The organism is Mycobacterium sp. NGS39, from assembly GCF_059812765.1.
Genome location: NZ_JCALDH010000001.1, coordinates 1 through 25,850 on the forward strand (window position 1 = coordinate 1; position 25,850 = coordinate 25,850).

The 25,850-nt window shown below is 65.2% G+C and carries 26 protein-coding genes and 2 pseudogenes; 15 read left to right on the top strand and 13 right to left on the bottom strand.

Annotated elements, in window-relative coordinates:
• Positions 1–250: 250 nt before the first annotated feature.
• From AC5Y39_RS00005 to AC5Y39_RS00025, 5 genes and pseudogenes are all read left to right on the top strand, one after another.
• Complete coding sequence (locus AC5Y39_RS00005) at positions 251–1,159, top strand: LysR family transcriptional regulator (protein WP_500015632.1); 909 nt, start codon at positions 251–253, stop codon at positions 1,157–1,159.
• Between the two features lie 91 nt (positions 1,160–1,250).
• Positions 1,251–1,656: pseudogene (locus AC5Y39_RS00010) on the top strand (YciI family protein).
• Positions 1,656–2,629, top strand: a pseudogene (locus AC5Y39_RS00015) (RNA polymerase sigma factor). Before AC5Y39_RS00010 ends, AC5Y39_RS00015 begins: the two co-directional pseudogenes overlap by 1 nt.
• Positions 2,630–2,748: 119 nt before the next feature.
• Positions 2,749–3,195, top strand: a complete 447-nt coding sequence (locus AC5Y39_RS00020) for an MmpS family transport accessory protein (protein ID WP_500015634.1) — start codon at positions 2,749–2,751, stop codon at positions 3,193–3,195.
• The gene (locus tag AC5Y39_RS00025) at positions 3,192–6,077 is read left to right on the top strand and encodes an MMPL/RND family transporter (protein WP_500015636.1); all 2,886 of its coding nucleotides are present in this window, start codon (positions 3,192–3,194) and stop codon (positions 6,075–6,077) included. Before AC5Y39_RS00020 ends, AC5Y39_RS00025 begins: the two co-directional genes overlap by 4 nt.
• Here AC5Y39_RS00025 and AC5Y39_RS00030 read toward each other — a convergent pair.
• The gene (locus AC5Y39_RS00030; protein WP_500015638.1) at positions 6,020–6,556 is read right to left on the bottom strand and encodes a hypothetical protein; all 537 of its coding nucleotides are present in this window, start codon (positions 6,554–6,556) and stop codon (positions 6,020–6,022) included. The genes AC5Y39_RS00025 and AC5Y39_RS00030 overlap by 58 nt on opposite strands.
• 159 nt (positions 6,557–6,715) lie before the next feature.
• Positions 6,716–7,747, bottom strand: a complete 1,032-nt coding sequence (locus AC5Y39_RS00035) for a fused (3R)-hydroxyacyl-ACP dehydratase subunits HadA/HadB (protein ID WP_500015640.1) — start codon at positions 7,745–7,747, stop codon at positions 6,716–6,718.
• Between the two features lie 127 nt (positions 7,748–7,874).
• On the opposite strand from AC5Y39_RS00035, the gene AC5Y39_RS00040 reads away from it, so the two are divergent.
• The gene (locus tag AC5Y39_RS00040; RefSeq protein WP_500016098.1) at positions 7,875–8,078 is read left to right on the top strand and encodes a zinc-ribbon domain-containing protein; all 204 of its coding nucleotides are present in this window, start codon (positions 7,875–7,877) and stop codon (positions 8,076–8,078) included.
• Between the two features lie 46 nt (positions 8,079–8,124).
• On the opposite strand, the gene AC5Y39_RS00045 is transcribed toward AC5Y39_RS00040, so the two are convergent.
• Positions 8,125–8,547 carry a hypothetical protein gene (locus AC5Y39_RS00045; RefSeq protein WP_500015643.1) on the bottom strand — a complete coding sequence of 141 codons (423 nt, stop codon included), beginning with the start codon at positions 8,545–8,547 and terminating at the stop codon, positions 8,125–8,127.
• Positions 8,548–8,697: 150 nt separating this feature from the next.
• Between AC5Y39_RS00045 and AC5Y39_RS00050 the strand changes: the two genes are divergently transcribed.
• Complete coding sequence (locus AC5Y39_RS00050; RefSeq protein ID WP_500015645.1) at positions 8,698–9,720, top strand: zinc-dependent alcohol dehydrogenase family protein; 1,023 nt, start codon at positions 8,698–8,700, stop codon at positions 9,718–9,720.
• Between the two features lie 7 nt (positions 9,721–9,727).
• On the opposite strand, the gene lipE is transcribed toward AC5Y39_RS00050, so the two are convergent.
• The 4 genes from lipE to AC5Y39_RS00070 are packed head-to-tail and all read right to left on the bottom strand — an operon-like array spanning position 9,728 to position 13,093.
• A complete protein-coding gene (lipE, locus tag AC5Y39_RS00055; RefSeq protein WP_500015647.1) occupies positions 9,728–10,969 on the bottom strand; it encodes a lipase LipE in 1,242 nt (413 codons plus the stop codon).
• Entirely contained in the window at positions 10,959–11,450 is a 492-nt protein-coding gene (locus AC5Y39_RS00060) for a peroxynitrite isomerase (RefSeq protein WP_500015648.1), read from the bottom strand. The genes lipE and AC5Y39_RS00060 overlap by 11 nt, the downstream gene beginning before the upstream one ends.
• A gap of 36 nt (positions 11,451–11,486) precedes the next feature.
• Entirely contained in the window at positions 11,487–12,590 is a 1,104-nt protein-coding gene (locus AC5Y39_RS00065; protein ID WP_500015649.1) for an NAD-dependent epimerase/dehydratase family protein, read from the bottom strand.
• Between the two features lie 5 nt (positions 12,591–12,595).
• Entirely contained in the window at positions 12,596–13,093 is a 498-nt protein-coding gene (locus tag AC5Y39_RS00070) for a nuclear transport factor 2 family protein (protein WP_500015650.1), read from the bottom strand.
• Between the two features lie 94 nt (positions 13,094–13,187).
• On the opposite strand from AC5Y39_RS00070, the gene AC5Y39_RS00075 reads away from it, so the two are divergent.
• The 4 genes from AC5Y39_RS00075 to AC5Y39_RS00090 all read left to right on the top strand — a co-directional run bounded on the left by AC5Y39_RS00075 (position 13,188) and on the right by AC5Y39_RS00090 (position 15,286).
• Entirely contained in the window at positions 13,188–13,532 is a 345-nt protein-coding gene (locus AC5Y39_RS00075; RefSeq protein WP_500015651.1) for a hypothetical protein, read from the top strand.
• Positions 13,529–13,930 (top strand): nuclear transport factor 2 family protein, encoded by a 402-nt coding sequence (locus AC5Y39_RS00080; protein WP_500015653.1) that lies wholly within the window; start codon positions 13,529–13,531, stop codon positions 13,928–13,930. Before AC5Y39_RS00075 ends, AC5Y39_RS00080 begins: the two co-directional genes overlap by 4 nt.
• Before the next feature lie 7 nt (positions 13,931–13,937).
• Positions 13,938–14,750, top strand: coding sequence for an SDR family NAD(P)-dependent oxidoreductase (locus AC5Y39_RS00085; RefSeq protein ID WP_500015655.1), 813 nt, complete (start codon positions 13,938–13,940; stop codon positions 14,748–14,750).
• Between the two features lie 68 nt (positions 14,751–14,818).
• Positions 14,819–15,286 (top strand): SRPBCC family protein, encoded by a 468-nt coding sequence (locus tag AC5Y39_RS00090; protein WP_500015657.1) that lies wholly within the window; start codon positions 14,819–14,821, stop codon positions 15,284–15,286.
• A 3-nt stretch (positions 15,287–15,289) separates the two neighbouring features.
• Here the strand turns inward: AC5Y39_RS00090 and AC5Y39_RS00095 are convergent, their stop codons facing one another.
• The 5 genes from AC5Y39_RS00095 to AC5Y39_RS00115 all read right to left on the bottom strand — a co-directional run bounded on the left by AC5Y39_RS00095 (position 15,290) and on the right by AC5Y39_RS00115 (position 20,415).
• Positions 15,290–16,048, bottom strand: coding sequence for an SDR family NAD(P)-dependent oxidoreductase (locus AC5Y39_RS00095; RefSeq protein ID WP_500015659.1), 759 nt, complete (start codon positions 16,046–16,048; stop codon positions 15,290–15,292).
• 78 nt (positions 16,049–16,126) lie between these two features.
• The gene (locus AC5Y39_RS00100; protein ID WP_500016099.1) at positions 16,127–17,335 is read right to left on the bottom strand and encodes a DUF1214 domain-containing protein; all 1,209 of its coding nucleotides are present in this window, start codon (positions 17,333–17,335) and stop codon (positions 16,127–16,129) included.
• Complete coding sequence (locus AC5Y39_RS00105) at positions 17,335–18,114, bottom strand: sugar phosphate isomerase/epimerase family protein (RefSeq protein WP_500015660.1); 780 nt, start codon at positions 18,112–18,114, stop codon at positions 17,335–17,337. Before AC5Y39_RS00105 ends, AC5Y39_RS00100 begins: the two co-directional genes overlap by 1 nt.
• Positions 18,107–19,249: a sulfotransferase family protein gene (locus tag AC5Y39_RS00110; protein ID WP_500016100.1), complete on the bottom strand. Its 1,143-nt coding sequence runs from the start codon at positions 19,247–19,249 to the stop codon at positions 18,107–18,109. The genes AC5Y39_RS00105 and AC5Y39_RS00110 overlap by 8 nt, the downstream gene beginning before the upstream one ends.
• Before the next feature lie 23 nt (positions 19,250–19,272).
• A complete protein-coding gene (locus AC5Y39_RS00115; RefSeq protein ID WP_500015662.1) occupies positions 19,273–20,415 on the bottom strand; it encodes an LLM class flavin-dependent oxidoreductase in 1,143 nt (380 codons plus the stop codon).
• 96 nt (positions 20,416–20,511) lie between these two features.
• Between AC5Y39_RS00115 and acuI the strand changes: the two genes are divergently transcribed.
• From acuI to AC5Y39_RS00130, 3 genes are read left to right on the top strand one after another with little or no spacing between them, the layout of a single operon-like run.
• A complete protein-coding gene (gene acuI, locus AC5Y39_RS00120) occupies positions 20,512–21,495 on the top strand; it encodes an acrylyl-CoA reductase (NADPH) (protein ID WP_500015663.1) in 984 nt (327 codons plus the stop codon).
• 9 nt (positions 21,496–21,504) lie between these two features.
• A complete protein-coding gene (locus AC5Y39_RS00125; protein ID WP_500015665.1) occupies positions 21,505–22,674 on the top strand; it encodes a MaoC family dehydratase in 1,170 nt (389 codons plus the stop codon).
• Positions 22,674–24,326, top strand: a complete 1,653-nt coding sequence (locus AC5Y39_RS00130) for a class I adenylate-forming enzyme family protein (protein WP_500015667.1) — start codon at positions 22,674–22,676, stop codon at positions 24,324–24,326. Before AC5Y39_RS00125 ends, AC5Y39_RS00130 begins: the two co-directional genes overlap by 1 nt.
• On the opposite strand, the gene AC5Y39_RS00135 is transcribed toward AC5Y39_RS00130, so the two are convergent.
• Positions 24,323–24,841 carry a TetR/AcrR family transcriptional regulator gene (locus AC5Y39_RS00135; protein WP_500016101.1) on the bottom strand — a complete coding sequence of 173 codons (519 nt, stop codon included), beginning with the start codon at positions 24,839–24,841 and terminating at the stop codon, positions 24,323–24,325. The two genes, AC5Y39_RS00130 and AC5Y39_RS00135, sit on opposite strands and share 4 nt — an antisense overlap.
• A gap of 168 nt (positions 24,842–25,009) precedes the next feature.
• On the opposite strand from AC5Y39_RS00135, the gene AC5Y39_RS00140 reads away from it, so the two are divergent.
• The gene (locus AC5Y39_RS00140) at positions 25,010–25,846 is read left to right on the top strand and encodes a mycofactocin-coupled SDR family oxidoreductase (RefSeq protein ID WP_500015668.1); all 837 of its coding nucleotides are present in this window, start codon (positions 25,010–25,012) and stop codon (positions 25,844–25,846) included.
• The last annotated feature ends 4 nt before the right edge of the window (positions 25,847–25,850 follow it).

Here is a 25,850-nt window from a genome sequence, read left to right on the forward strand (position 1 = left end):
CCGGCGCGTGCCGTGCCTGCTCCATCAGCGCATCGATCTCGGCCATCAACTGATCCCGGCATCCGCGCCTGGCTTCGCGCGCGGCCAGCACAACGAACTGCTCGCCCTCGGCCAAGGTTTCGTGCTCTTGGCCCTCCGTCTGGAACTCAATCTCGTCACAAGGTCCCTGCATTGTCACGAACGTGACCGTAGGGCGATCGGCCTCGATGCGGAAAGCGCCGAATGCGCATATCCGGTATGAGTAGTCCGCATGGACGCTTCGTCGGCGGCACTTAAAGTCTTTCTGGAAGTGGCCGAACGCGGCTCATTCAGCGCGGCGGCGGCCGTGCTGGGCTACAGCCAGTCGGCGATTTCCCGCCAGATCGCCGCTCTGGAAGCAGCCGCTGGCAACCGACTGTTCGACCGCACTCATGCCGGAGTAACGCTCACCGCTAGCGGGAGGGCTCTGCTGCCACATGCCGCCGCCGCCGTTGCCGAACTCGATGCTGCCTCCGAAGCGATACGTATGCGACGGCCCGCCACCGGTCGGGTGCGCCTCGGCGCCTTCCCGTCCGCGGGCCCGGCACTCATCGTTACTGCATTGACCATGTTGCGAAGAGAGCATCCACGCCTGGACATCTCAACCCGCGAAGCCACGAGCCCTGCCCTCATCCGCGCGATCCGTGCCGGCACCCTCGATATCGCCGTCGTGGCATCCTCACCGCCATTCCGGGCGTTCGACAAGGGGCAGCCGCCGCTGCACCTAGAGACGCTGCTCGAAGACGAACTGCGCTTGGCGCTTCCGGCCACACATCCGTTGGCCGGCCAAGACAGCGTGGATATCGGCGACCTCGATGGACTGCGCTGGATCGCCAGCCGCCCCGTGCCCGACGCGAAACTGCTCGGAGTGTGGCCCGACCTGCCAGCGCGCCAAGCTGTACGACACGTCGCGCACGACTGGTACACCAAACTCAACATGGTGGCCGCTGGCCTCGGTGTCACCACGGTGCCGATCGTGTTGCGGATGGCCATGCCGCCGACGGTGAGGCTGGTGACCGTGCGAGGCGGCCCCCGACAGCTGCGTCGCGTCAGCCTCGCGCGCCTGCCCCACCGCACCGACCCAGCCATCATGGAAGTCGAGAACGCAATCCGGGCCGCAACTACTCATCCGCAAGCCTGACACCCTGCACACGCATGTCGAAATCGCCGTGACGGCTCCGTCCCACAGATGAGTGACCAATTAGGGTCGCCACCTGGCGAAGGGAGAAATCATGGCGAAGTACCTGATGCTCAAGCACTACCGAGGCGCGCCGGCAGCGGTCAACAACGTGCCGATGGACCAATGGACGCCCGCCGAGATCGAGGCGCATCAAGTACATGAACGATTTCGCGGCCCGGCTGCAGGACAGCGGCGAGTATGTCGATTCTCAGGCCCTCGCACCGGAAGGTGTTTGGGTGCGCTACGGCGGCGAGGACAAGCCGCCCGTGACCGACGGCCCGTTCGCCGAGACCAAAGACCTGATTGCCGGCTGGATGGTCGTGGACGTCGACAGCTACGACCGCGCAATCGAACTGGCGGGTGAATTGTCGGCCGCGCCTGGCGCGGGCGGCACGCCGATCCATGAGTGGCTCGAAGTTCGGCCGTTCTTGACGCACACCACACCCGACACCGAATGATGGCCGCCCACGCGGTGGACCAGACGCAGCTGCGGGAGCTGATCCCCGGCGTGTTGGCTGCGCTGGTCCACCGCGGGCCAGACTTCGCGACCGCCGAGGATGCCGTCCAAGACGCCCTCATCCGGAGCATCGAGACGTGGCCGGACCAGCCGCCGGACGACCCGAAAGCGTGGCTGATCACGACAGCGTGGCGGCGCTTCCTCGATATCACCCGATCCGATGCTGCTCGGCGCCGCCGCGAGTCCCTTGTCGCCAGCGAGCCGCGATCCGGTGCGGGCACCCCGGTCGACGACACGCTGCACCTCTACTTCCTGTGTGCCCACCCGGCGCTCAGCCCGTCCTCGGCCGTCGCCTTGACGCTGCGGGCCGTCGGTGGCTTGACCACGCGTCAGATCGCCCGGGCCTACATGGTCCCGGAAGCCACGATGGCCCAACGGATCAGCCGTGCCAAGAAGACTGTGAGCGAAGCCGGACTGAACAGTTTCGGTGACCTGCGCACCCTTATGAAGGTGCTTTACCTGATTTTCAACGAGGGCTACAGCGGCGACGTCGACCTGGCCGCCGAGGCAATTCGGCTGGCGCGGCAGCTGGTCAAGATGACCGACGATCCGGAGGTCCAAGGACTGCTCGCCCTGTTCCTGCTGCACCACGCGCGACGCCCAGCCCGCACACGTGCCGACGGCAGCCTGGTGCCGCTGTCCGAACAGGACCGCAGCCTCTGGCGGCGCGATCTGATCGCCGAGGGCGTCGCCATCCTGCAAGCCGCACTGGCCCGTGACCGGCTCGGGGAGTACCAGGCGCAAGCCGCGCTGCGATGGCCTACTGCTACGAACGCGCTGGTGAAATGGGCACGGCCGCAGAACTATACGTGGAGGCCGCCGCGAAGGCTCAGTCCGTCGCCGAACGCAATCACCTCACTCTCCGGGCGGCCACGCTGCGAAAGCAGCTCCTAGACGACGGTCGCAAGCCATGAATCGACACATCCCTGTGTTGTGGAGTCGGAGACCGTATCGTAATCTCAACCTAGTTGATTAGCACTCCTACAGGAATCCCTACCGTCCGCGCCTGTCGCCGCTCATGAAAGGGTCACGGATGCAACGGGTTTCGGTCAGACAGCGACTGCGCCGCCGCTGGATGATCGTCGTTGCGGTGGTCGTGGTGGCGGTGGCCGGATTCGCGGTGTATCGCCTGCACGCCATCTTCGCCTCTCATGACGTCACGTCGACATCCAGCGGGTCTGAGAACGAGATCATTCCGTTCAATCCCAAACACGTGGTCATGGAGGTCTTCGGGCCGCCCGGCACGGTCGCCACCATTACCTACCTCGACGTGAACGCCCAACCGCAGCGCGTCGACGATGCAGCGCTGCCCTGGACGTACGACACAACCACCACAGAGCCGGCCGTGGCTGTCAACGTGCAGGCCCAGGGCAACAGCAGTTCGATCGGCTGCCGAATCAAGATCGACGACGTGGTCAAAGACGAGCGATCGGTGAACACCTTGAACGCATTCACTTACTGCCTGGACAAGTCCGGATGAGCACGCAACGGATTCCAGACCTCATCCGGCGGTTCTCGGTGCTCATCGCGCTGTTCTGGCTAGGTCTGGCGGTGGTGACCAATGTCTTTGTGCCGCAACTCGAGACCGTCGCCGAATCGCACAACGTGTCGTTGAGCCCACACGACGCGCCGTCGCTGCAAGCCAGTAAGGAGATCGGCAAGAAGTTCGACGAGTTCGACTCCGACAGCTCGGCGATGATCGTGTTGGAGGGCGATCAGCCGCTCGGCGCCGAGGCGCACCACTATTACGACGGCTTGATCGACAAATTGTCCCGAGACACCAAGCACGTCGAGCACATACAGAACTTCTGGGGAGATCCGCTGACCGCGGCGGGGTCGCAGAGCGCCGACGGTAAGGCGGCTTTGGTTCAGGTGTACCTCGCCGGCAATCAGGGCGAATCGTTGGCCAACGAGTCGGTCGATTCGGTACGCGACATCGTCGACCACACCCCACCGCCGCCAGGAATCAAGGCCTACGTCACCGGACCCGCGCCCCTGATCACCGATCAATTCGAGGTGGGCCGGCACGGCACGCTGAAGACAACGCTGATCACCATCGGCGTCATCGCCGTGATGCTGTTCTTCCTTTACCGTCGCCTCACCACGGTGTTGCTGGTGATCTTCACCGTGATGATCGAGTTGACCGCGTCACGCGGCGTCGTCGCCGTGCTCGCGAATGCAGGCATCATCGACCTCTCGACATATTCGACGAACCTGCTGACGCTGCTGGTGATCGCCGCCGGAACCGACTATGCGATCTTCATTCTCGGCCGCTTCCACGAGGCGCGTTACGCCGGCCAGGACCGTATCTCGGCGTTCACCACGATGTATCGCGGCACCGCTCACATCATCCTCGGTTCAGGCCTGACGATCGCAGGCGCGGTGCTCTGCCTCACCTTCACCCGGCTTCCGTACTTTCAGAGTCTCGGAGTGCCCGCCGGGATCGGCGTCCTCGTCGCGGTCGTGGCGGCGCTGTCGCTGGCGCCTGCCCTTCTGGTCGTCGGCCGCCATTTCGGCCTGTTCGAACCGGCGCGGCCTATGCGCACGCAAGGTTGGCGACGCATCGGCACCGCCATCGTCCGCTGGCCCGGACCTGTCCTCGTGGCGACGGTCGCCATCGCGCTCATCGGCCTTCTCGCGCTGCCGAATTACAAGACGAACTACGACAACCGCCACTACATGCCGGCCAATGCCCCCGCGAATGTCGGTTACACGGCCGCCGAACGCCACTTCTCGGAGGCGCGGCTGAATCCCGAAGTGCTGATGGTCGAAGCCGAGCATGATCTGCGCAACCCCACCGACATGATCCTGCTGGAACGCGTCGCGAAGGCGGTCTTCCACACCGACGGCATCGCACAGGTGCAGTCGATCACCCGGCCGCTCGGCACACCGCTGAACCACACGTCCATACCGTTTCAGATCAGCGCCGGCAACGCTTCTCAGATCAACAACCTGCCCTTCCAGCAGGCCCGCGGCGCGGACTTGCTCAGGCAGGTCGACGTGATCAACGACTCGATAAACGTTCTGCGCCAACAGTATGCGTTGCAGCAACAGTCCAGTGCCATCACCGACGAGCAGGCCAAGGCGTTCCAGCAGACGGTCGCCACAGCCCAGGAGTTGCGCGACAAAATTGCGAACTTCGACGACTTCTTCCGGCCGCTGCGCAACTACTTTTACTGGGAACCACACTGTTTCGACATCCCGGCCTGCTGGGCGCTGCGCTCGCTCTTCGACGCGCTGGACGGCATCGATCAGTTGACCGACCAATTGGCCAACGTCTCAGGCAGCATCACCAAACTCGATGAGCTCCAACCCAAACTGCTGGCGCTGATCCCGCCGCAGATCGCCAATCAGCAGACCAACCGTGATCTCACTCTGACCAATTACGCCACCACCTCAGGCATCAACGACCAGACCGCCGCGGCGCTGCAGAACTCGACTGCCCTTGGACAGGCATACGACGCGTCGAAAACCGACGACTCGTTCTACTTACCGCCGGAGGCCTTCACCAACCCGGAGTTCCTGCGCGGGCTCAAGCTCTTCCTGTCGCCGGACGGTAAAGCCGCCCGAATGATCATCACCCACGAGGGCGATCCCGCCACGCCGGAAGGCATTTCGCACATCGACGGCATCAGGCATGCCGCGCGGGAGGCCGTCAAGGGCACGCCTCTGGCCGGGTCGAAGATCTACATCGCCGGCACTGCCGCCACCTACAAGGACATCCAGGACGGCGCCAAATACGACCTGATGATCGCCGGCATCGCCGCGCTGAGCCTGATCCTGCTCGTCATGATGTTCATCACCCGAAGCGTCGTGGCCGCATTCGTCATCGTGGGTACCGTGGCGCTGTCGTTGGGAGCCTCGTTCGGGCTGTCCGTGCTGATATGGCAGGACCTCTTGGGTATCCAGCTGTTCTGGATCGTGTTGGCACTCGCCGTCATCCTGCTGCTGGCGGTCGGGTCGGACTACAACCTGCTACTGATTTCCCGCTTCAAGGAGGAGATCCACGCCGGCTTGAACACCGGCATCATCCGCGCCATGGCCGGCTCGGGATCCGTGGTGACGGCGGCCGGGCTGGTGTTCGCAGCCACGATGGCGTCCTTCATCTTCGCCGACTTGCGGATTCTCGGTCAGATCGGGACGACGATCGCGCTGGGTCTGCTGTTCGACACGCTGATCGTGCGGTCATTCATGACGCCGGCTGTCGCCGCGCTGCTCGGCCGCTGGTTCTGGTGGCCGCTAAGGGTGCGTCCGCGGCCCGCCAGCCAGATGCTCCAGCCCTACGGTTCACGCCCAGCGGTTCGTCAATTGCTGCTGTGGGAGGACGACGATGCAATCGCGGAATCGCCGCCGCGTTCGTGAGTCGTGCTGAAATCTGTTCCGTCCCAGTCGTTTTCAGCGACCGGCTCGACTGACACGTCGCGCAGGTTTGCCTTCAACCGTGCGACCCGGTGCAGCTGAGCGGCCATGTTCATGGAGGTGAGCATCGGGATGCCGCCGATGAACGTCCGGAATGACGGGTGGCCGCCGTCCAGATCGAGCACGAACATACAGCCGACCACATAGAAGAAGCCCATGGTGAACAAAGCTGCGGGTATCGCGTAGGCGAGGGATGATCGAGCGTCGGTCACCAGTTCGGTGGCATAGTCCAGTTCCTCTTGCGACAACCGTTGCCGCTTGCGAAGTTTGGCCAGCACCGATTTGTGGGCGCCGACTTTCTCACCCAGCGGATGAGACGTCCGCCTCTCGAGTCGGCTGATGTACACGAAAACGCAAGTGGCAAAAACGATTTCCATCACGGCGGCGAGGATCGTCAGATCACCCCACAGACCGAGCGTCATCTCGTCGCTCCTCGACTCCAGTGCATCATCAAGAGAACGTTACCTGCTCAGTGCCCACGCCCGAAGACGTGGCGAGTGTGCGGAATCGGACAGCTGCCACGGCGTGTCGGGTGCGAAACCGCACACGCGGCACACGCGGCGTAGCGGACGGGCCGGCTGTCAGCGGAAGCGGATGTTCACCGTGGCCAGGCCGAAGATTTTCCGGCCACCGGACTTGGCTCCGACAATGACGACACCGCTGCGGGTCGCGGGATCCAGCGACTTGATCCGGCCGCTGAACTCGATGTCTGCACCTTCGGTGGCGGAAACGATCGCCGGTGCGGAAAGCCGCACTGCGTAGCGGGGCACGGCTCCAGGATCGCCTGACCAAGCGGAGACATATCCAGCGCCCAGGCCCATGGTGAGCATGCCGTGGGCGATCACGTCGGGCAGCCCGGCGAGCTTGGCGATGCTCTCGTCCCAGTGGATCGGATTGGCATCGCCGGCCACGCCGGCATAGTTCACAAGGTCGCCGCGCGACAGCCGCGTGTGGTGCACGGGTAGCTCGTCGCCGACGTGCACATCGTCAAGAGACGGAGTCCCCGGGGTGCGTATGGTGCCTGCTTCGGAGATGCGGATATCGCCCTCAGGGCGGACCGTCTTCTCGTAGGCGGCATCGGACTGGCCGACTTCGAGGATGTTGACGTCGTGCATCATCGCGCTCGCTACGGCCGCCTTGATGGTCGGATCGACGTCCTCGGCGGTCACGCCGACGACGGTGGTGTGCAGTGTGTGCACCCGCTCGCCGGCAGTGTCGGTGAATGTATTGGTGACGGTGATCAGATCTCTGCCGGCGATCCGGCGCACCGCGGTCAATTCGACGTCGATCTTCAGTTCGTCGCCGGCGACGATCGGGCGGTGTTGCTCGAAGACCTCCTCGGTCTGCATATACGTGTCGTAGCCGACGACGACCTCTTCGAACATGCGGCGATTGCAGGTCATGCCCGGCACGGAGGTGAATGTCAGCGGCGCGACCAGGTCCGAATAGCCAAGCTTCGTTGCGGCGTCGACGTCCCAATGCGCGGGGTGATAGTCCTGCACGGCACGCGCGTATTCGCGCACCTTTTCGCGCCCCACCAGGTACGTGCCGTCCATCTGGTAGTAGTGGCCGACCCGCGACTCAAGCGGCGAGACCTCTGCTGCTGTGGTCATAAATTTGCTCAACTGTTCTGTCGACTTGTCGGTGTGGCCAACCAGATGACACTAACGCGCGGGCGCGGTAGCGATGCAGCCGCCGACCGGCCGCCCTGCGCAGTGGCGCCCCTACGCTGGTGTCGTGTTGTTTTTCATCTTCGGCTACGGCAGCAAGCAGGAGTATCTAGGTCCGGGACAAGTCCGGACGTGCCCCCGCTGCCACAACACGACGCAGTGGAGCCGGATGCGGCAGTTCAAACAGTTCAGCGTGTTCTTCATTCCGATCGCACGGTGGAATCGCAGGGAGTTCGAAGTGTGCGGAATCTGCGGCGCTTCCCTTGCCGGTTGAGTGCTCGAGCGTTGGATGTCCGTTTTCACCACATGGTGCTTGGGCTCTAGATGTGGAACGCGAGTAGGTAGCCGAGTGGAGCCATCGCAAAGTAGGCGGCGACACCGATGGGGATGCCGATGAGCGGTGTCCGTCGCAGAATCCCAGCCACGACCGCGCTCACAACGGCCGCCACACTGCCCGCACTCAGGCACATCCATGGGATCAAAACAAGCACGTTCTGGCCTGCCGCCGACAGCTGGCACACCTTGTCGGCGCTGCCGTCATGGCAGTCGTCGGTGGCCATTGCCAACGGCAACACCAGCACGATGGCGAGGCCAAACCCCAGCATCGCGAGCACCGTGAAGATGCCGACGAACCAAGCCCAGTGCTTGTTGTGCCGGCGCGGGTTCTGCTCGGAATCGGTGGCGCCGCTCTGAGCTGGGTGGACCACCGGCGCATTGCCGGCGTCGGTGCTGTCGAATTCCACTGCGGTAATCTTAAGCGGCGTATCCAGCCGTTCTGCAGGCAATTCCCCGGTGCGCCAACGTCAGCGATACGTCGATTGAAAAGCCGACATCGGTTGACGCGCTTGGCCGGCTGAGTAGCGAAAACTTCGAGACGGAGAAGGAGATCAGCCATGCGTGGTGTTGTGATGCATTCCCCGGGCGACGTGCGGGTCGAAGACCGAGACGACCCGCAGATCGTCGAACCCACCGATGCCGTTATCCGATTGACCGCAACCTGCATCTGCGGGTCCGACCTGTGGCCGTACCGCGGAGTCGAGGCAGCCGACCACCAAGTAATGGGCCACGAGTACGTCGGCGTCGTGGAGGAAATCGGCGCAGACGTCAAGAAGGTCAACGTCGGTGACTACGTCGTCGGGTCGTTCTTCGCGTCGGACAACACGTGCGAGATCTGCCAGGCAGGGTACCAAAGCCGTTGTGTACAAGCCGTTTTGATGGGCGCTGCGATCGGCACCCAGGCTGAACGTGCCCGTATTCCGCTGGCCGACGGCACACTGGTCGTTCTGCCCGGCCAGCCGGACCCGGCGCTGGTGCCGTCGTTGCTGGCGGCGTCCGATGTGCTGGGCACCGGCTGGTTCGCCGCCGTCGCCGCAGAGGCGGGGCCGGGCAAGACCGTCGCCGTGGTCGGTGACGGCGCGGTTGGTCTGATGGGTGTACTCGCTGCGAAACAGCTTGGCGCCGAACAGATCTTCGCGATGTCACGGCATCCCGACCGCCAAGAGCTGGCGCGGTTCTACGGTGCCACCGAGATCGTCGAAGAGCGTGGCGACGACGGCGTGGCGAAGATCAAAGAACTCACCAAGGGCCTCGGTGCTCACAGCGTCATCGAGGCGGTCGGCACTCAGGAGTCCATGATGCAGGCCATCCGCTCGACGCGGCCGGGCGGGCATGTCGGCTTCGTCGGCGTCACCCACGGCGTGGAGCTTCCCAGCGACGAGCTCTTCATTTCTACGGTCCATCTGCACGGCGGCCCCGCGCCGGTACGGCGGTTCCTGCCGGAGCTGGTTCAGCTGATTTGGGACCGAAAGATCAACCCGGGCAAGGTCTTCGACCTCACGTTGCCGCTCGAGGAGGCGGCCGAGGGATACAAGGCGATGGACGAACGGCGCGCCGTCAAGGTGCTGCTGACAGTCTGAAGACGCATCAGCCGGCGGTGCGCGGGATCTCGGCAGTGATGCGGTCCAGCAGCGCGGTGTAGCGATCAGCCTCGCGGTGCCTGCCGGGTTTTCCGCTGCTGACCAGCCCGGCAGCAAGTTGCCGCTCGGGATCGGCCCAGACGGCGATATTGGTCAATCCGGTGTGGCCGAACGCCGCAGGTGCATCGCGGCCGAACGGGCCGAACCGTTTCGACCCGAGCATGTATCCGGTGCCCCACCGCAGGGGGGCCAGACCGGTGGCGAGATCCGGTCGCAGCCGGCGGCATTCGGTGGTCGCCGCCCGTAGGGTGTCCGGCCGCATCACGCGCACACCGTCGAGTTCGCCTCCACGACGCAGGATTTCGGCGAAGCGCGACAGTTCGTCGGCCGTCGACACCGTGTTCGACGACGGCACCACGCCAGTGAGGAAGAGCGGCGTGTTGGAGAACGGGATGATCTGCTGGGTGGTACCACCGACCGCCATGCGGAAAGCCGCGGCGATCGGCTTCGGAAGCGGCTTGCCGGTGACGTGGCTGGGCGCCACCAGCGGCACGTCGCGTTGCGCCACACCGTAATTCGTCCATCTGAACCCGAGTGGCTCAAGGATCTCTGCCGCGAGAATGTCGCGAATGTTCTTGCCCGTGGCCGCCGAGACGATCTCCCGCACCAGTGGACCCCACGTCACGCCGTGATAGATGTGCACCAGCCCCGGACGGTACAGCGGCTTCAACTCGCCCAGCATCGCGCGGGCGTAGTCGCTGTCGTCCATGCGTTTGAGGTCGGGGCGCGGACCGGTGGCGAACGGCACTCCCGCGCTATGCGTGATCACGTGCCGGATCGTGGTCCGGTCCTTGCCGTGGCTGGTGTAGTTGGGTAGGTACTCACACACGCGGTCGTCGAGGGAGAAGTGTCCGCGCTCGACGAGCATGTGCACGACGGTCGTGGTGATGGCTTTCGCGGCCGAGTACACACAGAACGGGGTTTGCGTTGTGACAGGCACCTTGTCGGCATCCGGCGGATCGGTGGGGGCGTTGCCCCAGCCGTGGCCGATCGCCCGGTTCAGCACCACCTTGCCGTTGTGCCGCAGGCACAGCTGGATGGCGGGGTGCATGCCGGCTTGGTACCAGTGCCGCGCGGCTTGCCAGATCCGCTCCACCGCCGCAGACCCGATCTCTGAGTGATCTTCGGGGCCCACCGCAGTGACGGCGTCGAGATCAGCCGGGACTCGGATTCTGCCGTCACCGGTCACGTGACGTCCTGCGCAACGTGGCGGACAGATGGTGCTGCAGCGGCTGGCCGACTGCGGCCATCTGCAGGGCGTAGCTCAGCTCGTTGCCTTCTACGCGAATCGAACGGCGCACTGCCGTCACCTCTTTCGCCGACTCGGTGCATGCCACGGTCGTTGAGGACATCACCATCTCGATGGTGGTGCCAGTGACCGTCAGTGTGCCTTCTTCGATCTCGGTGATCCCGGTCGGGTGCGCCAGCACCCATTCGACGCGTCCCGCCGAGGGCACCCGCACGTATCCGGTCTCGGCATGCATCGGACGCCCGTAGTCGTCCGCTCTGGTCTTTTGACCGTATGTCAGGAACGGCTTGCCGGCGTGGTCGAACGTGACTTCCTCGATGTAGCCGAACGGCTCGATCGTCGGGTATTCCCCTTGTCCTCGACCAGTCCAGGTGCCCAGCAGGGGAGCGAGTACGGCGATGTCGGGATGGAGCGCGGCCACGCTGACCAGCGTACGGACGCCGCAGTGGAACCCAGGTCAGAAGTTGGTAGGTGCCAGCACATCCGGTCCGTACTTCTGGGCGATCAGCTTCCACGGATCGGCGTAGGGGCCGCGCCGTTCGACCCAGCGCTGCACCAAAAACAGCAGCCGAAGCGCGGGACGCAGCACCGGTCCCAGTACCTGCAGGACGATGCGACGGCGGCCTTGTGCAGCGGTGATCCACGCCTTGGTCTGCGACCAGTCGTGTTGTTGGAACTGCAGGAGCGCTTGGGATTCGGTGGTGTCGAAGAAACCGGTGAAGCTCCATCCCCGATCGTCGTCGGGATCGCCGGGCAGGCTGGCGGACGGGCCGAGCCGCCCGATACCGAACGCTTCCATCATGTCGTCCTCGACCTCACGCTGCGTGTGCAAATGGGAGTCGTCGCCGCCGATCAGAAGGACCTTGCCGGCGATCGTCTCAGCCCGGTCCACTGCATTGGCAAACGCCAATCCGGCATCACGCGCATCCACGGTATGTAGCCGATTGTCGCCCGGCGTCGCACGGATCAGAAGGAAGTAGTCGCTGTCGAGACTCGAACCGGCGTCGGGTGAAATCACACCAGCCAGCCGCAGGGCCGCCCACGGCAGACCGCTTTCCCGAACCACGGCCTCCGCCAACAGCTTGTCTTCACCGTACTGGTCGATGGGGTTCGGCGGCGTGTCCGGCGTGATTCGCTCGGGGTAGCGGTACGGGTTGCGGGAACCGTAGACCGCAGCGCTGGATGCCTTGAGGAACAACGGCGGCGTGGGCAGCGCCTTCGCCGCCTCCACGAGATTTGCGGTGCCTTGGACGTTCACCTTCCTGGCGAATCGCGGGTTGCGGTACGACGCCGGTGAAAACACCGCCGCCAAATGGACGATCGCCCCGGGCTGGTGTCGGTTGACCACCTCGTGCAGGGCGTCGGCGTCGAGCAGGTCGACGTAAGCGGGCACCAGAGTGCCGGGATGGGACTGACGCGACAGCTTCTCCGCCTCGGCGAGGGTCTTGTCGTTGCGCAGATCCATTGCGACGACGGTGCGGCCGCGGCGGAGCAGAATCTCCGTGCAGCGCCTGCCTATCTGTCCGAATGCACCGGTCACCAGCACCGTGTCGACGGGCACGCCGCTCACCGCGCTACCCGTGGCGCGAGCATGGCGGCGACCTTACGCATACGGTCTGAAACCCGCACGGAGACAAACGGATTGAAGACGTCTTCGCGTAACCGGGTCAACGTGGATGTCTTGATGCGCCACCGCCCGTCGACCTTCTCGTAGGTCTCGTGGTAGTGGCCATAGCCCGCCAGGTTCACGCCTGGTGCGAGACGCACCACGTCCTGCAACGCCCATACGCCGCGCGCGGTGGTGGCGGATGTCAGCTCGATCTCGGGCGCATGCACCTGATGCACCGTCGGCTGTGAGGGTTTGCCCAGTGTCCTGCGGAGAAACGCGACGAATTCGTCGGCGCCGACGATCACCTTGCCCCCGGCTTGCGAGGTATCGCTGACGAAGTCGTCGGTGAATATCTCCCGCCACGCGCCCCAGTCCTTGGCGTCCAGGTACCGGCAGTACCGGGCCTTCAACTGCTTGATCGCCTCGATCTCCGGCAGAGCAGCGTCCACGTCCATCGCCCGTGACCTCCTGACATCATCACCAATGAGCGTGACAGTGTAGGCCGAAGTCGTAAAGTCGGCGGCAACGGATCGGCGCTGAGGAGTCGTGGTGCGGGCAGTGGTGTTGAAGCAGGGCCGCAGCTTCGCCGAGGTGCTGGTGGCCGTTGAGAGTTTGGCCAAGCCCGTCGACGCCGGTGTTCCTGCGGACGCCGCCGCGCTCACCGACGCCTTCGCGGTAGGGGAGTTCTACGTCCGGTCGGCGCGGATGGAGCCGGGCGAGGTTCCGATCGTCGTGGGCGCCGGAGCGATCGGTCTGTCAGCGGTAGCAGCGCTCGCCGCCAGAGGAATCGAGCCGATCATCGTCTCCGACTACAAAGCCGACCGCCGGGAGTTGGCCCGCAAGTCCGACGGTCCGCCCCGCATCGTCGCGCACCCGAACGGAGCTCCAGCATGACGAACTACGAAGATCGACAAGACATTTCGGATCTGCTTGTGCGTTACGCCACCGGGATCGACCGCCACGACTGGCCGTTGTTTCGCACGGTGTTCACCGAGGACTGCCGGCTCGACTACGGCGAAATCGGTACCTGGGACGGCGTGGAGGCGGTCACCGAGTTCATGGAGGCCGCGCATGCCGGGGTCCAGACGCTGCACCGGATGAGCAATCAGGCGATCACCGTCGACGGGGACCACGCACAGGCGCGCACCTACGTGGACATGATTCTGGTCGGTGACGACAACTCTGGTGTGAATGCGATCGGCTATTACGACGACGAGATAGTGCGCACCGATGGCGGCTGGCGCATTGCCCGGCGCCAATTCACGTCAGTCCGGATGGCCCCACTGAGCTAGGAGAGCCGTGACATTCGCCAGTACGTATGGACCGTGGGCTTTGGTCGCGGGTGCCTCCGATGGTGTGGGTGCTGCGTTCGCGGAGGCACTCGCCGACCGCGGTGTCAACGTCGTGCTGCTGGCCCGCCGTCACGCCGTGCTTGAGGAAGTGGCTGCCGGCATCACCGAGCGTACCGGCGCTCAAACACGGGTACTGGCAATCGATCTCGCTACTTCTGACGCAGCACGGCGTGTCATCGATGCGACCCAGGATCTCGACATCGGTTTTTTCGCTTACTGCGCGGGCGCTGATCCGAACTTCCAGCCGTTCCTGGCCAATCCGGTAGCGACGGCCGAAGCCATGGTGCAACGCAATTGCGTGGTTCTGATGCAACTGTGCCATCACTTCGCGGCGCCGATGGTGAAGCGCGGTAGCGGCGGCATCGCGATCTTCAGCTCGGGCGCTGCGCTGGCCGGCGGCCCTAACATGGCGGTCTATGCCGCCACCAAGGCATTCGACATGGTGTTCGCCGAAGCGCTGTGGGCGGAACTGCACGACAAGGGCGTCGACGGGCTCGGCCTGGTCCTCGGCAAGACCGACACCCCGGCGCTGCGGCGGCTCGAGTACGAACGCGGCTTGCTCAGCTCGCCCGACGAATCGCCCGGCGACGCCGACAGCGTGCAGACCGTCGTCACCGAAGCGTTCGACAACCTCACCTGCGGCCCCACGCTTTTCGTCGGCGACACCATGCGCGCCGCCGCGCAAGTGCTGCAGTCGTTGACCCGCAATGAGGCGGTCAACCTGATCATCGCAGCCAGTGCCGCGTCGATGGGCGAATGAGGCCAACCGGGTCCGACCGCCTGGGGTAGGGTCCGCGAAGTCACGCTGATTCCGTCGCAGGAGGTGTTATGCCGGGTCGGACATTTTCGTTCGAGGTGAATGTGACCAGCCGCGCGCCGGCTGCGGAGTTGTTCCGGCTGGAGACGGACGCCAGCACCTGGTCGCAATGGGCCAAACCGCTGATCATGCAAGCCGGCTGGGCGCAGCAAGGCGATCCGCCGCCGGCCGGGGTGGGCGCTGTCCGAAGAGTCGGCATGTGGCCGGTCATGGTGCAAGAGAAGACAATTGAGTACGAGCAGGACCGCCGCCACGTCTACGAGCTGATCGCTCCCAGGACCCCGGCGACCGGGTACCGGGCAGAAGTGCTGTTCACCCCCAATACGACGGGCGGCACCGACATTCGGTGGAGCGGCTCCTTCACTGAAGGGGTGCCCGGCACTGGGGCGCTCATGCGCGTGATCCTGGGCAGTGCGGTCAAGTTCTTCGCCCGGCGGCTGGTCAAGGTCGCCGAGCGTGAGCTGCCGACGCAGGCTTGAGCGTTACTTGGGCGCGAAACGCTGCCCGGCGTCCAGCCGGATGCACTGCCCGTTGAGCATCTGGTTCTCTACGATCGCCACTGCCAGCTTCGCGAATTCATCGGGCCTACCGAGACGGCGGGGGAACGCGGCGTCCTTGGTCAGCTGGGTGGCGAACTCGTCGGGAATGCCTTGCGTCAGCCCGGTCGCGAAAAGGCTTGGCGCAATCGCGAGTACGCGGATGCCCAGGCTGCCCAGGTCGCGGGCCATGGTCAGGCACATGCCGGCGATCGCTGCCTTGGCGGCGGTGTAGGCGACCTGGCCGATCTGGCCCTCGAAGGCCGCGATCGACGACGTGTTGATGATGACGCCGCGTTCGTCGTCTTCGGGCTCGTTCTTGCTCATGTGCCATGCGGCGAGCCGGCTGACGTTGAACGTGCCGATCAGGTTCAGGTCGATGGTGGAGCGGAACGAGTCCAGGCTGTGCGGGCCGTCCTTCTTGACGGTGCGCTCACCGATGCCGCCGCCCGCGGTGGTCACGGCGATGTGCAGGCCGCCCAGCGCGTCGACCGCCTGCTGTAACACCTGCTCGGTGCCGGCGAAGTCGGTGACGTCGACGGGGAAGAAGCTTCCACCGATCTGGTCGGCCGCCTCTTGGCCCTTCGATTGCGGCCGGTCCAGCACCGCCACGCTCGCGCCGCGCTTGGCCAGTGCCTCGGCGGTTGCCCGCCCGAAGCCTGATGCGCCGCCGACGATCACTGCCTTCTTGCCCTCGATCTCCACCTGGCTTCCTTTCCACAAACCGGCCGAACTGTAAAGGAACCTAGCTGACGGGCTGATTTGGGCAGAAGGCGGGCGGATTCACCACCCGTACCGCTGCCGAACGCCGTGGAACCGCGCCCACATCTGCGCCGTCCGCTCCTCGACGGTCACCGTCGCCGTGTCCGTCGGCAGGGCCTGCGCCAGCTCCGCCCTCTTGACGAGCCGGGTCCTCAGCGCTGCCGGCTGGCCCTCGAGCATGTGCCGATAGGTGATGTTGCCGCGTTCGAAGCCCTGGGTGTCGATCCAGTTGTGGTAACCCGGATCGTCATGGGCCACGATCAGCCGGACCTTGCCGTCTTCGTCGACGACCGTGCGGCTGGGTGTGTAGCTCACCGGCCGGTACAGGAAGTCCATGCTGGTGAAGAACACACCCATGTTGGTGAACGACCACAATCCCTCGTGCATGTCGAACTCGACGATCAGCGCCTCGTCCCGCGCTAACACCCAGTGCATGTTCACCGCGGCCCGGCCGCGTTTGGCGTCGGCGCTCGTCGAGGCGGGCTGCGGAAATTGGTTGGGGTGTTCGGCGTCGACTCCGCCGTGGGTGAACGGGAATTCCGGCCACTCGCTCATCAGGCCTGTGACGAACTCCCCGGCCCAGTGCATCGCGGCGATCATCGTCTCTGGCGTGGGCACCGGCCGGGGCGCGGCCATGTCGACGCGTTCGATGGACAGTCGGGCGGGCCGTTCGTTCCAGCGGTCAAATCCCTGCCGGATGAACAGTTTTCGCGACTCGCCAGTGGTAGCCAGCCAATTCGGTTCCCGCGGGGATCCGCCGACGTACAGCTCGAAATCACCGTCCGAGTCCGTCGTCAACTGATGGCCGAAAAGATTAGCCTCCGGGATGTCGCCGAACGGCTCGTGCAGCACAGCGGGGCCATCTGGACGCGAGCCCTGAACCGTGATGTTGAAAAACCTTGCAGTACCGCGATTCCCGGTGATGCGGTACGTCGACCGCCCGTCGATCCACGCCTGCTGATAGGTGAAATCGGCACAGTCCCCACCGAGTTTGCGCAGGGGTGTGCAGAACGCGTGAATCACCGGATACCGCGTGTCCTTGGTTTCCAGCGCCAAGTCGAAGGCTTGCCCGAGGTTTTGGGTGAGGAACCGGAACGCGTCGGCGCGGTGCAGGCCCGACGCCGGGTTGTGGTCCTTGAACGCCCGCTGGCCCGCAGACTTCAACTGGTCGCAGAACTGCTCCCACGCTGCGCTCAGCGCGGTGTCGTCGGGCCCGTCGCCGAAAGCCATTACGTCCTTGCCCTCTCCAGCATCGACGTGAGAACTGCGCATGCCCGCTGCACAGCGGCGAACCGGCCCTCCTGCTCGATCCGTGGACCGATGAGCTCGACATCGAAACCGTGCGGATAACCACCTGCGAGCGCTTGGTTGACGAACGCCTCGATCGGGATGGCGCCGTCGCCGGGCACCGCCCTGGCCGGCAGCGCACGGTCGCCCAGCACATAGTCGCTCAGCTGGATCAGCTGGGTTCGCGGCAGCGCGCGCTCGACCAGCTCGCCGAACCCGGCTTCTGCCCAGCAATGGAACAGATCAATGCAGACGCCCATGCCGGCCATCTCGGCGAGGGTGATGGTGTCGCGCAGTGTGTGGGCGATGTGGATGTCCGCGTACAGGCTGGACGCCGGCTCGATCGCCAATGCCACGCCCGCTTGATCTGCCGCTCGCACGCACGGCTGCACCGCGCTGCAGAACCGCTCGGCGGCCTGCTCCCACGTCGACGCGCCACGCCCGCCGGTCAGCATGTAGATCACCCGCGCACGCAGCGCGGCCGCCGCGTCGACGACCCGCAATAGCCGGTCAGTGGACGAGAACACGTGGCAGACCGTTTCCACGGCGTAGCCGCCGTCGTCGACCACACCGGCGAGCTCGGGTTCGAACAGTTGCGTGTCGATCAGGCTCAGCCGCCGCAATCCCAATGCGCGCCAATGCGCCACCAACTCGCCCAGCGGTGCGCCGGCGAACGAGACGCTGTGCACCGACAGGCGGTGGTGCGCCACCGCGTCAGCCACGGTTCTCGATCTCGACACCGAAACGTTCACGGAATGGCCGGAATTCAGCATGCAAGGCATCGAGATCCTCGCCGATGTCGACCAGCAGCTGAGCGGAATAAGAGAACTTGCCGTGCCGGTCACCGGGATTGTCGGCCAAATACGCGCGCATCGCCGCGATCGCGTCGTCGCCGAGCGGCCAGCCGGCGAACTCGTAGAACCGTCGGACGGTGCCGACCGGGTCGGCGATGAAGTCGGTGTAGCGCACATGCAGGATCCGCGGATCGTCGACCAGAGGGTTAGTCATGGTGTTGGCGATGCTCTCGCGCGTCAGTTCCAAATGCATCTTTGCCGCCGCGTGCAGATCGATCGGCCCGACGATGCCCTCGAGGATGTCAGCCATCATCATGGCGCGAGAGGCGGCGACCTGAACGGGGTCTCGGTGCAGCCACATCAGCGACGCGTCTGGATACGCCTCGAAGAACTCTTTGAGCCGGAACCCGTGAAAGCCCTTGAGCACCCAGTGTTTGCGCGGTCGGCGGTACTGGAACTGCTGCAGCATCGCCTTGTGGATGCGGTATTGCGCGGCCGGATCGGTGGGCAGCCCGCCGACCACCGTCTGCATCGGCACCCGCCACCACGCCGTCGGTGTCATCACCCGGAAGTCGAACGCCCAGGTCCGCTCGTCCTCGGGCAGGCCGTCGCCGAGCATGTCGTTGTACGGATGGCTCCGCAGCCATTTCGGCATCTTGGCGTTGATCTCTCGCCAGTCGGCGTCGGCCTTCGCGCGGCGCGGATCGTCGGGACCGGCGAGGCCGGGCGGTGGCGACGGATACATCACCTCCCAGAACCGAAGCGCCCGCGCCGTCGGATCGACGGACATCAGCGCGTGCATCAACGTGGTGCCCGATCGCGGCTCGCCGGTGACGAACATCGGGCGTTCGATCACCTCATCGGCAACGGGATAGCGGTTGCGGTCGTCGAAGAACTCCAGCCGCGAGGTCAGCAGCCAGTGGCACACCTCCGCGGCGCGCCGCTTCCCGTCGTCATCCAGGCCGAGGCTGTTGAGGTGCTCGACGGCCAAAGCAAACCGCTCCGGCAGCGTCGGGTCGCCGTAGTCGTCAAGACCCGTCTGCGCCTCGGCCCGCGCCAGCATTTCCGAGGCGTTCAAGGGCGCGCTCACGCCGGAACTCCGCACAGCTGCAACAGTTCGTCCTCGGCCGCCCGGACGTTCTGTGCCGACGCGGCGGCATAGTCCAGACCGGCCATCGCCCCGTAGTCCAGGATCTTGGGCACTCGCAATCCCGCGTCGACGTAGGTCTTGACGACGCGCGCGACCTGTTGCGGTGTGCCGTGCGGCACGACCGCCAGGATCGCCTCCGGATCGACGCGGCCGAGGAAGTCGACAATCCGCTCCCGAGTCAGTACCCCGGGGTCGATGTCGAGAAAGCCGCGCCAGTTTTCGCCCATCGGATGCTCGAACCCGAAGCGGCGCAACACGTCCGCGGAGACTTGAAGCAGAAACGCCTTCACCAGCGGCGCCTCCAGGATCTCCGCGAGCTCGTCGTCGTCGCGGCCCATCAGGCACACCTGGATGTAGCACGGTGTGATCGCCATCGGATCGCGTCCGGACCGCTCAGCCGAATCCCGCACCGCGGCAAGCAGTTCGGCGTAGTGGTCCGGCGTCCAAGCACCGGCCGGCCACCACCCGTCGGCGTAGCGTCCGGCGATCTCGAGCATCCGCGGCCCACTGGCCCCGATCCAGATTTGCGGGAACTGCCCGCCGTAAGGCTCGGTGTCCAGACGCGCGTGGCGCAGCCGGTAGAACCGTCCGTCGAAGTCGACCGGGCCGTCGCTTTCCCACAGCAGCCGGATGACTTTCACCGCCTCCTCGAAGCGGCTGACCGGGCGGGCGAAGTCGAAGCCGTACGGGACCACGTTCTCGCTTTCGCCGCTGCCCAGTCCGAGGATGAACCGGCCCTCGGCCAGATGGTCGATGGTCAACGCAGTCTGCGCCAGCATGGCGGGGTGGCGACGCACGGTGTCGACCACGCTCGTCGCCAACGGCGTGTGCTCGGTCAGCACGGCCACTGCCGCGGCGACAGCCATGCCGTCAAGGTGCCGGTGCGGCGACGGTGACGCGGTGGCCAGGTCGGTGAACTCGGGAGTCCAGATGGAGTCCGGCCAGAAGCTGACCATGTGATCCGGCAGCCATATCGAGTGGTAGCGCCCGGCGTCCAAGCTCGCGAGCTGCGAGAAGTCCACCGGAAGCGTGGTGCGAAAGAATGCCGCAGGCTGCACCGCGGCGCCGTCGGCGGTCACGCGGGCGACCAAGGCGATGGAAATATCATGCTCATCATCGAGAATGATATTCTCCGCGTCGAGACCCGGACACATATTGCGGCAGGAGGCCCATTGATGTTCTCGGCGATTGTGATCGATAAGGGCGACTCCGGGCAGACCGTGGAGGTCACCGAGCTCGACGAGGCGCAACTTCCCGACGGTGACGTCAGCGTCGAGGTCGAGTACTCCACGCTGAACTACAAGGACGCCCTGGCGATCACCGGCAAGTCACCGGTGGTTCGCAAATTCCCGATGGTTCCAGGGATCGACCTCGCCGGCGTGGTCACCGACAGCTCGCATACGGACTTCACGAAGGGCGACCGGGTCGTGCTCAACGGCTGGGGCGTGGGCGAAACGCACTGGGGCGGGCTGGCTCAGCGCGCCCGCCTCAACGGCGACTGGCTGATTGAGCTGCCGTCGGAGTTCACGGCGCGGCAGGCGATGGCGATCGGCACCGCCGGCTACACGGCAAGCCTCTGCGTCGAGGCGCTGCTGGCACACGGGGTATCGCCGGACCAGGGAGAGGTACTCGTGACAGGTGCTACCGGCGGAGTGGGCAGCGTCGCGGTCGCGTTGCTGAGCAAGGCCGGCTTCAAAGTGGCCGCGGCCACCGGAAAGAGCTCGGAGACAGAGTATTTGCAGAAGCTCGGCGCAACTACGGTGGTGGATCGTGCCGAGTTGGCCGAAGCCGGCAAGCCTCTGCAAAAGGAACGCTGGGCCGGCGTGGTCGACGCGGTCGGAAGCCACACACTTGCGAACGCATGCGCGCAAACCCGCTACGGCGGCGCGGTCGCGGCATGTGGTCTTGCGCAGGGCATGGACTTCCCCGCCAGCGTGGCGCCGTTCATCCTTCGCGGCGTCTCGCTGCTCGGCATCGACAGCGTGATGGCGCCGCGCGGACGGCGGCTCACCGCATGGGCGCGGCTGGCCCGCGACCTGGACGTGGACGCGCTTGAATCGATTGCTCGGGAGATCGGGCTGCAAGAAGCGATTCCCGCGGCCGGCGACCTCATCGACGGCAAGGTCCGCGGTCGCATCGTCGTCGACGTCAACCGCTGAGGAGACGCAATGGCCGAACTCGATCTGTCCGACGTCGACCACCGGGTAGGCAAGCCCGTCGGTGGTGGCCAGTTGTGGGATCCCTGCAGCAGCAGCGACATTCGTCGGTGGGTGATGGCGATGGACTATCCCAACCCGCTGCACTGGGACCAGGAATTCGCGCGCGCGTCGAAGTTCGGCGGCATCGTCGCGCCGCAGTCGATCGCGGTCGCGCTGGACTACGGCCATGGCGCCGCGCCGGCATGCGTGGGCCATATCCCCAATAGCCACTTGATCTTCGGCGGCGAGGAGTGGTGGTTCTACGGTTGCCCGGTACGGCCAGGTGACCAGCTCTTCCAGCAGCGCCGTTTTCACGACTACAAGGTGGTGCAGACGAAATTCGCTGGGCCGACGATGTTTTCGCGCGGCGACACCGTTCACACCAATCAGCACGGCGTGCTCGTGGCTCGTGAGCGCTCGACGGCGATCCGGTATCTGTACGACGAGGCCAAGAAGCGCGGCATGTTCGAGAGCCAGCTCGGCGAGGTCAAGCGGTGGACGCGCGAGGAGCTCGTCGGGATCGAGAAGCTGCGCCGGGAATGGCTCGAATCCAACCGGACGGGCGTCTCCCCGCATTTCGACGAGGTGAAAATCGGAGATACGTTGCCGCGCCGAGTCATCGGGCCGCACAGCATCGCGAGCTTCACCACCGAATATCGTGCGTTCTTGTTCAACATCTGGGGCACGTTCTACTGGGTGGCGCCGGAAGGCGTCGACGATCCGTGGGTGTACCAGGATCCGGGCTGGGGCGAAGAGTTCCGCTTCGACGAAGAAGACGCCAAGATCGATCCCCGCAAGCGTGACGGGCTCTACGTCGGACCTTCGCGAGGCCACATCGACGCCGACAAAGCCAGCGAGGTCGGAATGGCCCGCGCCTACGGCTACGGGGCGACCATGGGCGCCTGGTGCACCGACTACCTGGCCTACTGGGCCGGCCACGACGGCATGGTCCGCCATACCAAGGCAGACTTCCGCGGCCCGGCATTCGAAGGCGACGTGACGTATTTCGACGCCGAGATCGTGGGCAAGGAGCCGGAATCCGTCTGGGGCGTGCCACTGGTGAAGGTGCAGCTTCAGCTGACCAACCAGAATGGGGAGCGGCTGGTGGACTGCACCGCCGAGGTCGAGCTGCCGGTGTGATGACGGAGCCGCTGTCCATCGTCTCGGGGCCTCCGCTGAGCAGCGAGCCGGGGCTCGGGGCGCTCACGTTGCCGGGCTTCCTCCGCGAGGTCACCGAAATGTACAGCGCCCGTGAGGCTTTGGTGTTCCACGGATCCGGCGGTGTGACACGCTGGACCTACGCCGAGCTCTACGACCAAGCCGTCGGCGTGGCCCGTGCTCTGCGCGCGTCGGGCGTCGGCAAAGACACCCGGGTCGGCGTGCTGATGACCAACCGGCCGGAATGGCTTGCTGCGGTGTTCGGCATCGCGATGGCCGGCGGGGTGGCTGTCACTTTGAGCACGTTCTCCACAGCCGCTGAACTCGACTATCTGCTTGCTTCGTCGTGCATTTCGGTGCTGCTGTTCGAGCGCAACGTGCTCAAGAAGGACTTCGCGGAGACGTTGGCGGAGCTGGGCGCGACGTCGCTGCCCGCCCACGCCTATCCGTTTCTGCGGCAGTTGGTGGTGGTCGGCGAGGACGCGCCGGGCGTGGAGGCGTGGGACGACTTCCTGGCGCGGGGGCGCTACGAACCTCCTGAGCTGGTGGAGGCGACGGCCGCGGCGGTACGGCCCAGTGATGCTGCCGTGCTGTTCTTTTCGTCGGGGTCCACCAGCAGGCCCAAGGGCATCCTCAGCGCGCATCGCGGTGTGTCCATCCAGTTGTGGCGGTTCCGGCGTATGTACGGGTTCGGGCCACAGGACTATGTGCGCTGCTGGTCGGCCAACGGATTCTTCTGGTCGGGCAACTTCGGGATGTCGGTCGGGTCCACGCTGGCCGCGGGCGGTGCGTTGGTTCTCCAGCCGACGTTCAACGCCGCCGAAGCGCTGGAGCTGATGCAGGCCGAGCGAGTGAACTTTCCGTTCGCGTGGCCGCATCAGTGGGCACAGTTGGAGAGCGCACCCAACTGGAATGACGTGGACCTCAGCAGCATGCGGTTCGTCGACTTCAAGACGCCCGTCGCGCGCCATCCCACGGTGTCCACCAAGTGGTTCGAGCCCGGCCACGCCTATGGCAACACCGAAACCTTTACGATCACAACGTGTTTCCCCGCGAACACCCCGCCCGAGGTGCATGCCGAAAGCAGCGGCGAGGCGCTTCCTGGCGTGACGCTGAAGATCGTCGATCCGCTCACCGGTGACATCGTGCCGCGTGGGGAACGCGGCGAAATCTGCGTCAAGGGTCCGACGCTGATGCTCGGCTACATCGGGACGCCTCTGGACGAAACCTTAGATGCTGCAGGGTTTTTCCGCACCGGCGACGCCGGGTATCTCGACGATGTCGGCCGACTCTACTGGGAGGGCAGGCTCACCGACATCATCAAGACCGGCGGTGCCAACGTCTCGCCGTTGGAGGTCGACGAGGCGCTGGCCGCCCATCCCAGTGTGAAGGTGGCCCGCACGGTGGGTGTGCCGCACGATTCGCTCGGCGAGGTCGTCGTCGCCTGCGTCGTGCCGCACGACGGGTCGGCGCCGGACGCCGACGAGATTCGCAGCTTCCTGAGGGAACGGCTGGCCAGCTACAAGGTTCCGCGGCACGTGCTGTTCTTCACCGACGACGAGATCGCCCTGACCGGCAACGCGAAGATCAAGACGGGAGATCTTCGGCAGCTGGCCGCCACGCGACTGGCCTAGCCGTCTGCCGCAGCGCTGAGCTCGTAGGTGTTCAGATAGCGCTCGACGAACGCGGTCGCCTCCGAGTGCCCGCGTGTGATGCCCAGGCCCTGCTCCATCCCCAGGATGCGGGAGAGGCTCGCGACGATCATCGACATCACCACCGGTGGAAACGCTTGGGTGTCCACCCGGTGCGCCCGTAACACCAGCGCCATCGCGGCCTCCTCCATGTCGCGAAAGCGCTCGGAGTACGCGATGATTTCACTGCGAATTGCCTTGCGGTGGTTGGCAAGTGCCATGAACTCCATCAGCAGCTGGCTGCCCTGGGCGCTGTTCAGCTGCCACAGCGCGCGAAGCGGCTCACCATCGGTGAGCGCTGCACGCAGACGTTCGAGGTTGGCTTCTGCACCCGCCCGGAAAACAGCCAGGAACAAGTCGTCCATGCTGGGGAAGTAGTAGTGCACCAGTGCCGGCTTGACACCGGCTTTGGCCGCCACCCGACGGGACGTCGCGGCGGCGTAGCCGTCGTCGAGCATCAGTTGGGCAGTCGCCCTGATCAGCGCTCTGCGGGTACCTGAATCCCGCACGCCGGCTTTAGCAGATGTCATCTCGGCCTTTCCCTGCCCTTGACCGACCACTCTACGTGGTGCTACACATACCGCAAGACAAATATTGGGCGATCGCCCAAAAGAAGAAGGGCTGCGATGGCGGGTCGGGTCGAAGGAAAGGTCGCGCTGGTCACCGGCGCGGCGCGAGGTCAGGGCCGCAGCCACGCCGTGCGACTGGCGCAGGAGGGCGCGGACATCATCGCCGTCGACATCTGCCGGCCGTTCGACAAGTCGCCGGCACCGGGCGCCACGCCAGAAGACCTGGCGCACACCGCGGAACTGGTCAAGAACCTGGACCGGCGGATCGTCACGGCCGAGGTCGACGTGCGCGACTTCGAGGCACTGAGAACCGCCGTCGACGCTGGTGTGTCGCAACTCGGCAGGCTCGACGTGATCGTCGCCAACGCCGGAATCGGCACCATCGGTATGCGGCTCGACAAAATGGCCGACGACGTCTGGCAGGAGATGATCGACGTCAACCTGAGTGGAGTGTGGAAGACCGTCAAGACGGGCGTCGGCCACATCAAGGCGGGCGGTCGAGGCGGCTCGATCGTGCTCACGAGTTCGGTGGCGGGCCTCAAGGCGTATCCGCACACCGGACACTACACCGCCGCAAAACACGGTGTCGTCGGGCTGATGCGGACGTTTGCCGTTGAGCTGGGCCAACATTCGATTCGGGTCAACTCCGTGCATCCCACCCACGTCAACACTCCGCTGCTGATGAACGAGCAAACGTACCGGCTGTTCCGGCCGGATCTGCAAAATCCCGGGCCCGACGATCTCGCCCCGGTGTGCCAGACGTTTCACATGTTGCCGATTCCCTGGGTGGAGGCCGAGGACATCAGCAACGCCGTGTTGTTTCTCGCCTCCGACGAATCGCGTTACATCACCGGCGTCACGCTTCCCGTCGACGCCGGCAGCTGTCTGAAGTAGGAAT

Excerpts from the sequence above, each read along its gene's own strand:
- AC5Y39_RS00100 (WP_500016099.1), bottom strand. The coding sequence starts at position 17,335 with ATGGCTTTCGGCGACGGGCCCGACGACACCGCGCTGAGCGCAGCGTGG.
- AC5Y39_RS00035 (WP_500015640.1), bottom strand. The coding sequence starts at position 7,747 with ATGACCACAGCAGCAGAGGTCTCGCCGCTTGAGTCGCGGGTCGGCCAC.
- AC5Y39_RS00090 (WP_500015657.1), top strand. The coding sequence starts at position 14,819 with ATGCCGGGTCGGACATTTTCGTTCGAGGTGAATGTGACCAGCCGCGCG.
- AC5Y39_RS00080 (WP_500015653.1), top strand. The coding sequence starts at position 13,529 with ATGACGAACTACGAAGATCGACAAGACATTTCGGATCTGCTTGTGCGT.
- AC5Y39_RS00050 (WP_500015645.1), top strand. The coding sequence starts at position 8,698 with ATGCGTGGTGTTGTGATGCATTCCCCGGGCGACGTGCGGGTCGAAGAC.
- AC5Y39_RS00140 (WP_500015668.1), top strand. The coding sequence starts at position 25,010 with ATGGCGGGTCGGGTCGAAGGAAAGGTCGCGCTGGTCACCGGCGCGGCG.
- AC5Y39_RS00025 (WP_500015636.1), top strand. The coding sequence starts at position 3,192 with ATGAGCACGCAACGGATTCCAGACCTCATCCGGCGGTTCTCGGTGCTC.
- AC5Y39_RS00020 (WP_500015634.1), top strand. The coding sequence starts at position 2,749 with ATGCAACGGGTTTCGGTCAGACAGCGACTGCGCCGCCGCTGGATGATC.
- AC5Y39_RS00070 (WP_500015650.1), bottom strand. The coding sequence starts at position 13,093 with ATGGACGTGGACGCTGCTCTGCCGGAGATCGAGGCGATCAAGCAGTTG.
- AC5Y39_RS00125 (WP_500015665.1), top strand. The coding sequence starts at position 21,505 with ATGGCCGAACTCGATCTGTCCGACGTCGACCACCGGGTAGGCAAGCCC.
- AC5Y39_RS00135 (WP_500016101.1), bottom strand. The coding sequence starts at position 24,841 with ATGCTCGACGACGGCTACGCCGCCGCGACGTCCCGTCGGGTGGCGGCC.
- AC5Y39_RS00130 (WP_500015667.1), top strand. The coding sequence starts at position 22,674 with ATGACGGAGCCGCTGTCCATCGTCTCGGGGCCTCCGCTGAGCAGCGAG.
- AC5Y39_RS00005 (WP_500015632.1), top strand. The coding sequence starts at position 251 with ATGGACGCTTCGTCGGCGGCACTTAAAGTCTTTCTGGAAGTGGCCGAA.
- AC5Y39_RS00030 (WP_500015638.1), bottom strand. The coding sequence starts at position 6,556 with ATGACGCTCGGTCTGTGGGGTGATCTGACGATCCTCGCCGCCGTGATG.
- AC5Y39_RS00110 (WP_500016100.1), bottom strand. The coding sequence starts at position 19,249 with ATGCTGGCGCGGGCCGAGGCGCAGACGGGTCTTGACGACTACGGCGAC.
- acuI (WP_500015663.1), top strand. The coding sequence starts at position 20,512 with ATGTTCTCGGCGATTGTGATCGATAAGGGCGACTCCGGGCAGACCGTG.